General features: G+C 33.8%; 7 protein-coding genes. 6 read left to right on the forward strand and 1 reads right to left on the reverse strand.

Annotation, left to right across the window (positions count from 1 at the left end; all coding sequences use genetic code 11):
- Positions 1-612: 612 nt before the first annotated feature.
- The 6 genes from ACP6PK_RS07510 to ACP6PK_RS07535 all read left to right on the forward strand — a co-directional run bounded on the left by ACP6PK_RS07510 (position 613) and on the right by ACP6PK_RS07535 (position 7,672).
- Positions 613-1,278: a 2OG-Fe dioxygenase family protein gene (locus ACP6PK_RS07510; RefSeq protein ID WP_426559084.1), complete on the forward strand. Its 666-nt coding sequence runs from the start codon at positions 613-615 to the stop codon at positions 1,276-1,278.
- A 546-nt stretch (positions 1,279-1,824) separates the two neighbouring features.
- Positions 1,825-2,838 carry a hypothetical protein gene (locus ACP6PK_RS07515; RefSeq protein WP_426559085.1) on the forward strand — a complete coding sequence of 338 codons (1,014 nt, stop codon included), beginning with the start codon at positions 1,825-1,827 and terminating at the stop codon, positions 2,836-2,838.
- 453 nt (positions 2,839-3,291) lie between these two features.
- Positions 3,292-4,188, forward strand: a complete 897-nt coding sequence (locus ACP6PK_RS07520) for a YtxH domain-containing protein (protein WP_426559086.1) — start codon at positions 3,292-3,294, stop codon at positions 4,186-4,188.
- 253 nt (positions 4,189-4,441) lie between these two features.
- Entirely contained in the window at positions 4,442-4,945 is a 504-nt protein-coding gene (locus ACP6PK_RS07525; protein WP_426559087.1) for a hypothetical protein, read from the forward strand.
- A gap of 13 nt (positions 4,946-4,958) precedes the next feature.
- On the forward strand, positions 4,959-5,171 hold the full coding sequence (locus ACP6PK_RS07530; protein ID WP_094677421.1) for a hypothetical protein: 213 nt from the start codon (positions 4,959-4,961) through the stop codon (positions 5,169-5,171).
- Positions 5,172-5,359: 188 nt separating this feature from the next.
- Entirely contained in the window at positions 5,360-7,672 is a 2,313-nt protein-coding gene (locus ACP6PK_RS07535; RefSeq protein WP_426559088.1) for a dynamin family protein, read from the forward strand.
- Positions 7,673-8,278: 606 nt separating this feature from the next.
- Here ACP6PK_RS07535 and ACP6PK_RS07540 read toward each other — a convergent pair.
- Positions 8,279-9,916: a glycosyltransferase family 39 protein gene (locus tag ACP6PK_RS07540; RefSeq protein ID WP_426559089.1), complete on the reverse strand. Its 1,638-nt coding sequence runs from the start codon at positions 9,914-9,916 to the stop codon at positions 8,279-8,281.
- Between the last annotated feature and the right edge of the window lie 464 nt (positions 9,917-10,380).

The following is a 10,380-nucleotide window of genomic DNA, read 5'->3' on the forward strand; positions in this document are numbered from 1 at the left end:
TATATTAAATGCTTTACCATATAAAATCTACCTCCCATAAACCCGGTTTCTTAATGGTTTATATTAAATGCTTTACCATATAAAATCTACCTCCCATAAACCCGGTTTCTTAATAACACGGATGATTCGCACGCAGAATTAGAAAACAATTTTTGTACTATTTATTAAGTAGTTAAGTCTAATTAAACTTTCAAAAAATTGTAGGGGTGGGTTTAACCAAAACCCTTGACCTAATCTCAATATAGTTCTCAAAACCCGCCCTCTAATGTTGCGAACCTTTATGCTCACCTACTTATACCAATTCACTTTAAAGATGTCACAAATAGTTTCAAACTATTTATGTGAAATAATTTCCTGAAATTAATGTAGCATCAAAGTTTCGAGTCTATAAAATCTTACTTTTGACTTTTGACTTTTGACTTTTAACTTCTGTGAAACAGTATTAGTTAATTAACTTGATATAAACCTTTTTTTGAGTAATTCGATACACTTTGTTACAAAAATTAATAGTTTGTATACTGTTTAGCAACACTTCTCAGAAACCTGAGCTATACTAAAAATATAAACAATATAAAACTCAATTTTTACTCCATAAAATGGGGGAAAATATCTATGCAAAAAATTTTAGAATCAATCAATTTAGATTACGCTTTTATGTTTACCTACAAAAAGGTAAATTCAATTAGCATGGAAGGTTTTGAAGAGTTTTTTGCCGACCTTCCTGTTGATCTATACATAAAAGGTAACTATCGTTATAGAAGACTTTCTCGTTTTATTATCTCAGGGGAAGAGTTAGTTAAGCAGCCTCACGGTTATCTTTTCCAAAGCAAAAATTACAATCCTTTAGCTGGAGATATTAAAAGAGAATTTGCTGAAATAGATGACAGACTTATCGCCTTAGATAACTTTAAAAAAATGATATTAGCCTTCTGTGATTCCTGTAAAATACATCCAGAAGCAGAAATAGGAGTACATCAAATTAGAACTATTTGTTCCCCTAATAATTCAGGTAATCCAGCACCCGAAGGTATTCACAGAGACGGCACAGATTTTATAGGCATATTTGCAGTAAATAGACATAATATTCAAGGTGGAGCAACTCATCTTTATACGGCGAAAAAAGAAAAGCCAGTATTTAGTAAAATTCTCAATCCAGGGGATTTATTATTGGTAAATGACCATGAATTTTTCCACTTTACAACTCCGATAAAACCTGTGATAGAAGAGATGGGATATCGAGATGTATTTGTGTTGACTTCTCCAAGTTTGATTCATTAAAAAACGAATAAGTAAGAAGCAAAAAGGGTGGGTAAATATTTGCCCGCCTTTTTGCTTGAATAAACAGTAACTATTATTGTATATGTCATTGCGAGGGGCGTAATTAAAACTAAACTTAAAAGGTTACACAGTTCAAACCCTCGAAGCAATCTTGATTTTAATAAACAGTATAGATTATATCCTTAGCAGATAAACAATTAAAAATTTATTTTAAAGGTATAAGTTTTCCCCTCCCGAATCAATCTTTGATTATACGGATAAAAAATCCGTATTTTCCACAATATCCAAACAACTAACAAAAAGCTTAACCTATTAATACTGGAGAGTACAAAGTTCTTCTAAAAAACGATTTACTTTCAAGATTGAAAGTATTACTGGTAAAGGTTTACAGCACATACAGCTTCAAGAGTGAGAGTTTCTCACCTTGGGTTCGCTGAAAGCCGTGGCTAGCAATGGCTATCCAAAGAAATTTGAACTGTCTAGCTATTAATAGAAAAAACTTAAATTTTCTAATTAAAAGGTAATATTGTTTGGAGCAAAAAAATCATGTCCAATGACTCGCAACGTAACTTTGCCATTAACGCAGCAGCTACAAGTAAAGTCTACAACGCTAAATTTCAAGATTTATTTGCTGGTGCAGCGCGAAAATTTTATCGAGGGGGAGTTCGTCCAGGAGAAGCATCGAGAACTTACGCTCAAGCTCAAGAAATGTTTAACAAAGTGCCACCATCTCAACGAGCGGGAACTAATGCTGAAAATGCTACTAGAAATATGCGAGACTATCTGTCTGATAAAGATGCGAGTCACGTTAAACCACATAGTAAAGGTGGTTCAAATAATCCCAGTAATATTAAGTGGGAAAATGCCAAAGATAACAGGGCACGCGGGAACCAGGATATGACTTTGCAGGAACAGGCAAAACTGGGGGCAAAATGGCACGTTGATAATTTGACGGGAGCGGTGAAAGCTGGAGTTAAAGCAACACCAATGGGAGCAGCGATCGGTGCAGTAACTACTGCTCCTTTTTCTATTTTAACCAATGGTTTGCGAGTAGTGCGTGGAGAAATTTCTGAGGGTGAAGCAATTTTGGAAACCCTGAAAGATACAGGAAAAGGGGGTGCTGTGGGTGCTGCATCTGCTTTTACTATTACTACAGTTGCTTCTCTTTGCCCACCTATTGGAATGGCGTTGAGTGCAGTTTCGCCAGTATTGTTAGCAGTGGGTGGCGCGGGTATGGTTTATGAGTTTTTCCACATTTTAGAAAGTCACAAGGAAGCAGTTAAGAATTATTATGATTCTTTGACTAAGGAAGACTTAAAACGTCTCCAAGAAATAGAGGATGAATTAACTTATCAACATCAGAAAAATTTAGATTTTTTGGCAGAAGCAGATGCAGTAAATGAACAGATAAAAAATCGACCTTGTGAACCAGGAATAGAGGGAGCGCTGAAGCGGTATTTAGAGTCAGTAGCTATAGCTAAGTCATTAGGAGCGATGCCTAATAATTCTAAACATTTATCTGGTAATTATGAGCAAGGTTTTTTACCTACAAATAGTTAGGAAGTGGGTTGGGTTGAGGAACGTTTGCGGAGCATTTCCAACGGAAAAACCCAACATAATATTATTGTTTTTTTCTGAAATTTTTGGTACATATATACTCAAAAATATTCAATTTATCTAGAGGAATGAAACCCAACATAATATTATTGTTTACCAATGTTTTTGTTGGGTTTCACTTCGTTCTACCCAACCTACAATTATCCTGAAATTATGTAGGTTGGGTTGAGGGAAGTTTGCGGAGCATTTCCAACGGAAAAACCCAACATAATATTATTGTTTCCCAATGTTTTTGTTGGGTTTCACTTCGTTCTACCCAACCTACAATTATCCTGAAATTATGTAGGTTGGGTTGAGGAACGTTTGCGGAGCATTTCCAACGGAAAAACCCAACATTTTCCAAATTTGGCGCTAAAGCGCAACTACAAACAAATATAATTTTTCTAGGAGTTAATTATGGTTTTACCTTTTATTATTGGTGGGATAGGTGCGGCAGTGGGAGCTACTGTCGGAGCTTTTACTACTCATGCAGCAGGAGAAAAAGATAGAGAAAAAGCAAAATATCACCGCAAAATTGCTAATGAATTATCTGAAAAGTACACAGTATTGAAGAAAAAATATGATGAATTAGAAGATAAAAGTCAACAGCAAATTAACGAATTGAAACGACAAAAAGCATTAGATGAAGTGGAAAAAGATTGTCTACGTTTGGCGTTAAGATTACAGCAAAATTTACTTTCAGTAATGCAGGCAATTGACTCTGAACCATCAAAACTGACTTTAAATAATTTTCGAGAAGCAGTTGATGTTACTAATAATGTTTTATATCAACTAAATGAGGAATTGATAGTTATTTATGTTGACTATTGGAACCGAAATTTAATCCGCGCTGAAGAAAGAGAATATTTAGGAGGTTTTAGGAAATATAAGCAAGGATTTGAGCTGTCAAATAAATCTAGTTTTTTTCAAGAATATTCCTACACTGGAAGTCAGAATAAACATTCTATAGATTACAACAAAATGGAAAATAATACTCTAAATTCTTCTTCTGTAAGAATCATAGAACTTGCTAAACAAGGAAATGCTGAAGCAGTCACCGAGATTTTCAACTACTTACTCATAACTGATGAAATAGAAACAAAAAGTTTTTATGATCGGGGAGTTATAGAAGTTATTGTTAAAGGAAAAAAAATCCCTACTTCAGACAAACTTATTCAGCGAATTGGGCAAATTATTGAGCATTTGCAACTCAAATTTATCAGCAAAGTCAAGATTGATGCTCAAGATGGAATTACGAAATCTTTGACTTGGTATCAAGAATTTGAACCAGTAAAAAAAAATAGTTTCACCTAATTATAAACCTCTATAATCAAATTATCAACCACCTACCGTGAACCATAATTATCAAAATATATTCTCTAAAAACTTTCAACAATTCCACAACAGAATTAACCCAAATAGAGCAACCGAAATAATTTATTGAGCAATTTATGTAGGTTGGGTTGAGGAACTTTTGTGGAGCATTTGCAACGGAAAAACCCAACATTTTCCAAATTTGGCGCTAAAGCAAAACTACAAACAAGAATAATTTTTCCAGGAGTTAATTATGGTTTTTCCTTTTATTATTGGGGCGTTAGGTTTAGCAGTAGGAGCTGTTGCAGGAACTTTTACTACTCATGCAGTAGGAGAAAAGGATAGACAAGCAGCAAAATATCACCGTAAAATTGCCAATGAATTATCTGAACAATATGCAGAATTGGAGCAAAGATATTATGAATTAGCTGATAAAAGTCAAAGGCAAATTCAAGATTTAATCCGACAAAAAGCTTTAGATGAAGTGGAAAAAGATTGTCTACGTTTAGCATTAAGATTACAGCAACATCTAATTTACTTAATGGCAGATATTGATAGAGAACCTTCAATTTATGCTTTACAAAGTTTTCGAGAAGCAGTAGATATTACTAACGAAGTTCTCTGCGAAGCCAACGAAGAATTAATTCTTATTCCCAGTTATTATTATGCTCGAAATAAAGTTCGGGCGATTCAACAACAACAGCTTATTAATTCCCAGAATCAACAATTTATTTCCTCTCGTTTTGACATAAGCTAAAGGAGAATATTAAATGGAAAATAATTATCTAAATTCTGATTCTGCAAGAATCATAGAACTTGCTAAACAAGGAAATGCTGAAGCAGTTAGGGAGATACTAGACTACTTACTTATAACTGATGGAATCAAAACCAAAAGTTTTTTTGAGCAGGGAATTATCGAAGTTATTGTTAAAGGAAAAAAATCCCTACCCCTGACAAACTTATTCAGCGAATTAGGCAAATAATTGAGTATTTGCAACTCAAATTTATCAGCAAAGTCAAGATTTATGCTCAAGATTAAATTACCGGAAAATCAAGGTATAAAGCCTTTCCATTCATGGAGAAAAAAGAAAAAAAAATCCTTTTAGCCAATCCTCTTTTTTATAAGAAGAGATAATTCTAAATTCTAAATTCTAAATTCTTGAAGAAATCTTTGATTTGGCATCAAGAATTTGAACCACTGCAAAAAATTGTTTCACCTAATCATCAACCTCTAGAATCAAATTATCAACAACCACCTACTATGAATCATAATTATCAAAATATGTTCTCTCAAAATTTTCAACAACTACACAACAGAATTAATCAAACTGGAAGTAAAATTTTACAATTCCTGCAAGAATTTCGGCGGGGTAAACTCACAGAAGGAGATAAGACTCAAGGATTAGAAGTTGTTGAAAATAATCTCGTTCAAACTCTCCAAAATTTGCAAGAGCAAAAGTATCAAGTAGCAGTAGTCGCAGCAATGAAAGCTGGTAAAAGTACATTTCTAAATGCTGTTATTGGGGCGGATATTTTAGCTAGTGAAAATGCAGCTTGTACTATTTGTCGAACCGATATTAAACATATTTCTAATGGGGCAACTCCGAGACTTTTAGAATATCGCGAACTTAAGGAGCAACCTGTAATTTTAGTGGCAGGAAGTGCAGGAGAAATTCAACAGAAATTTTTAGAGCGTACCAGGGAAATTCGGGAAAAAAATAATCCTGATAAAACAATTAGATTTGAAGTTGAACATCCCATAGAAGCTATTAGCCAAATTCCCTCATTAGCTGGTTTTTCTCTACTCGATACTCCCGGTCCGAATGAGTGGGAGTCGGCTAATTTTAATACGGTAAAATTAAAGCAAACTGCATTAGAAGCGCTGCGAACTTGTAACGCAATTCTATTTATTCTAAATTACACTTCCTACAAAGATAATGCTATTTTAGACTTATTCAAGGAAGTAGTAGAAAATCGTAAAGAAATACTCAACAAAGATGCAGGTAAGGTTTACTTTATCCTCAACAAAGTTGATTTAAAGACAAAAAAAGACCCAGAAATTCCTGAAGTTATTAATGAGTTAAAGCAAGAGTTAATTAACTTTGGTTTTCCTAATCCCAGAATTTATCCTGCTATTTCTCGACAGGGACTTTTAGCAAAATTGATTATAAAAGAAACAGCAACTGAATTTGATATTGAAGAGTTTGAAGATTCATTCAGTGCCAAGTATAGCAGAAAAAATGAAAAGGGTCGAAAGGAAATTCCATTACCTAGTGAAATTGCTCCCCAAGCATTAATAGATAGTAACATTCCAGAAATAGAAAAAATGGTTATTCAGACTATTACTCAAAATTCTGGAGTAAATCTTTTAGAGGATGTTTTGGCAAGACTGGAAAAAGTAGTTAAAGGAATTGAGGATAGTTTAAATACTCAAATTCAAGGATGGGAAATTGAGCTGGAAACTCTGAAACAAAAAGTCGAAGAATATGCTGAAAAAGCCGATCGTGCCAATCAGCAGGTTTTAGAAGTAAAAAAGTTAGTCAAGCAACAGGAAAAAAAGTTAATTGAAAGGTTTGGGCAAGAATTAAAATTATTTGCCACGGATGCTAAAGAGCAGATAAAAACCGAAATTGAACAGTTGGCAAATTCCATATCTGACCAGTCAAAATTTGATAAACCAACTAAGTCAAGAGGTGGTTTATTTAGAGAAATTTTTCAAGGATTTGATAATCTGTTCAATCAAGTTGAGCGACAGAATTCAGAAAATATTTATAAAATTAGATTTAAGGAAGAGAAAGATGCTGAAAAGTTGATTAAAACAATCAATGAATACTGTTCCCCTCATATTCAGAATTTGTGGGTAGATGTGCAAGATAAAATGACTCGGCAAGGAACTAAAATTCGGGAAGACTTAGCAACAGAAATACAAAGCAAAATCCAAGAAATATCTAATCAACTTTCTGTCTACCTGGGTGAATATTTGCAAATAAAGTTAAATATTAATCCGATTATTATTCCTCTTCTAAATTTTGAAGGAATGATAGATGATAAAGTTGATAAAATTCTGGATAGAATCAGATATACAGAAAACAAACAGGAGGTAAAAAAGCGAAACTGCAAAAAAGATGAAATATATTTTGTCAATGTGGAAGTCAAAAGCTTTGAAGTAGACTTGCAGGCAATTTCGCAATTAATTTGTAGGAGAATTGATGAACAACTTAAAGAGAGTAAAAAGGTAATTGATTTAGTTATACAGCAGCAAGTTAAGGAAGACTTTCGCAGTGCAGAAATGCAAATAAAAGATTACACAAAGAAATTTCAATCAGAACTTGAAGCTTTAGTTTGGCAACGAGAAAGTCAGGCAGGAGAAGCAGAGAAAATTTGCTCAAACTTGCAGGTTTATCAAATTAAATTATCTGAATATGTGGCAGAATTAGATAAACTAGAAAAATATCTGGATGAGTTAAAGAAAACAAAAGCTTAAAATTTGGATTATCCCGCGAATAAACCGGGTTTGTGGAAGACAGATATCACTATCATAGGGTATCTAATACAAACCCGGTTTCTATATTTTATACCAATTCCCATGCATTAATGCTATACTTAGGGAACACTTCAGCTATTAAGTAATTAATAAATAATCAATACTTTTTTGCTAAGAGTGAAGTAATTTAACATTAATTATGATTATGTTTACTTCTCCCCTACTCCCCTACTCCCCTACTCCCCTGCTCAAGTAAATATAGAAAAGTTTTTGAGAAATGGTATTATTTAGTGCTAGACATATATTTGGCGCTAAAGCCCAACTACAAACAATATAATTTTTTCAATAGTTAATTGTGTTTTTTCTTATACTTTTGGTACATCTATACTCAAAAATATTCAAATTCTGTAGGTTTGCTTGTTTGCATTAGCATTGCGCAGCATGGAACGTTTGCAGAGCATTTACAACCGAAAAAAACAATTTTTTCCTTCCAATGTTTTTGTTGGGTTTCACTTTGTTCTACCCAACCTACAATTATCTAACATAGCGATACTAATACTAAACATAATATGATTTTTCATCAACAGTTTCACCATAATTTTATTCCTACCTTTTCTTCACTTTCCACAACTCTCCATCTACAATAGACTGAAATTCCCACTGTGTTCCTTTCAGCACTTCTCCCAGTCTCCCAGAAGGTCGAAATACAAATATCTCCGACTCATCTCCAAACATTTCTAAATTAGGCGACTGACTCAACAACAATAGTCGAACATCATCATCTAATATATAACTGAGTGAAATTAAGTTTGCCGTATTAGTATAATCATCGCCTAGATCAGTCAATAATATTGGGGAGTCGCTAGCATTAACTTTTTTGGCAACCTCCGCATTAAAATAACTCACACTTTTACTCCACCAAGTATCAGAAAAAGCGCTGACGCTGCAGGATGCAATACTAGCAGTTAACAATATCCCTAAAACTACCCGCCAGTATTTTTTCTCGCCGAATAAAGTAGGATGTTCCCTACCTAAATACTTTGCCAATAAATAAGCAACTGATAAATATATTGCTGGAAAACAGGAAATTAGATAACGGGTGACAGTAGAGCGTTTCCCACCCCAGAGCAAATCTGGTATTACTAATATTATCAAAGGTACAAAAATAGAAGTCAGGATAAATAATTTTCTGGAAAGACTACAAGAATGACAAACCGTATAAATTCCCCAAACAATAATAATTAAAAATAACAATCTTAGTAAATATGTGCCGATATGATTAAAACCAAAATCTAGGTCAATAAACAAACTGGAAAAACTCAAAATCCACTTTTTTACTAAAAAATCAAAGCTGACTGATACCCTTGCCCAATTTGTTGTATCATACACTCGTTGCAGATTATTAATTACTACTACTATCCAAGGAATATAGAGAATTATTATTGCTACTGAGGCAATGAAAAAATCCAAGGGTAACGTTTGAATGAAAAGTTTAAATTTTGATAAATTAGATTTGTTTTTAGAGGAAATTATTGCTACATAATTTGAGAGCAACCAATTGCTAATCACAAATATCCCATGGGAGATAAGAGTTAAACAAAAAAACAAATGGGTATATAAACCAATGGCAGAAACAATACTATATAATCCCCAGTTTTTCCAAATTCGAGAATCTAAAGCCTGCAATAATAAAATACTACTACCAATAATCAAAACAGTAACTAAACTATATTGCCTTGCTGTTTGAGCAAATAAAATCTCAAAAGGCGATAAAGCTAAAAATGTAGTTGCGAGTAAAGCAGTTAAATGGGAGTTAAAAAGTTGCCAACTTAAAACATAGATTAATGGCAAAGATAATAAACTAATTAATGCTGGTAAACTACGAGATGCGGTGAGGGAACCGCCAAATTTTTGCATCCATAACCGAGCCATCAAATAATATAAAGGTGGATGATGGGGATTTTCAATTGTTAGAGATTCGAGAGTGCCTATGAAAGTGCTTTGTGGTTGAATTTTTTGATATTTTTGTAGTTGTTCAGCCGGAATAATTTGGTTTTGAAATAATTCTCGGTCAATATCAGTCCGATTAAAACCTGCAGCTCTTAAAGAAGTAAATACTTCGTCATGCCAATAGACTTTTTTATCAAGGTGGAAAAAACGGAAGCCTATTCCTAAAGTTATGGAAATAATTAGCAAGATAACTAGAGGTTGGAAGAATATTTTATGGTTAAATTTGAGAGTCATTATTTTTTCATTAAATTAGTAATACTAGGAGATATAGCGATTTTCACTGATCCCCTATTATCCCCCTTTTTAAGGGGTAGGGCCGTTTCATTCGTATCGTGAGTTAACAATTTAAGGATAACGGGAGATGTTTAGGAGCAGAAAATAGAGAAATTAGCCATATCAGTACCGATTTTTCAGTCGATAAGTGTCATTGAAGTAGCAGTCAGCGCTCAGCACTCAGCGCTCAGCACTCAGCAGTCAGCTATTAGCTTTTCGGCGTCCGTACGGGAGTGTGGAGAGATGGGGAGATGGGGAGATAGGGTGTATTAGATATCTGCCACTCATCCAATCATCAAATCAATTATTACCTATTTTTTATCAATTAATTCTACCTCCAACCTATTTTCTGGAGATACGCTTAGGGCTTCTATAGAACCCCTGAAGGGGTCTATTTAAAATTAGAGATTGAGAGTAGGGGAGTG

Source organism: Dapis hubbardiae BLCC-M172, assembly GCF_050016015.1.
GTDB lineage: Bacteria > Cyanobacteriota > Cyanobacteriia > Cyanobacteriales > Microcoleaceae > Trichodesmium.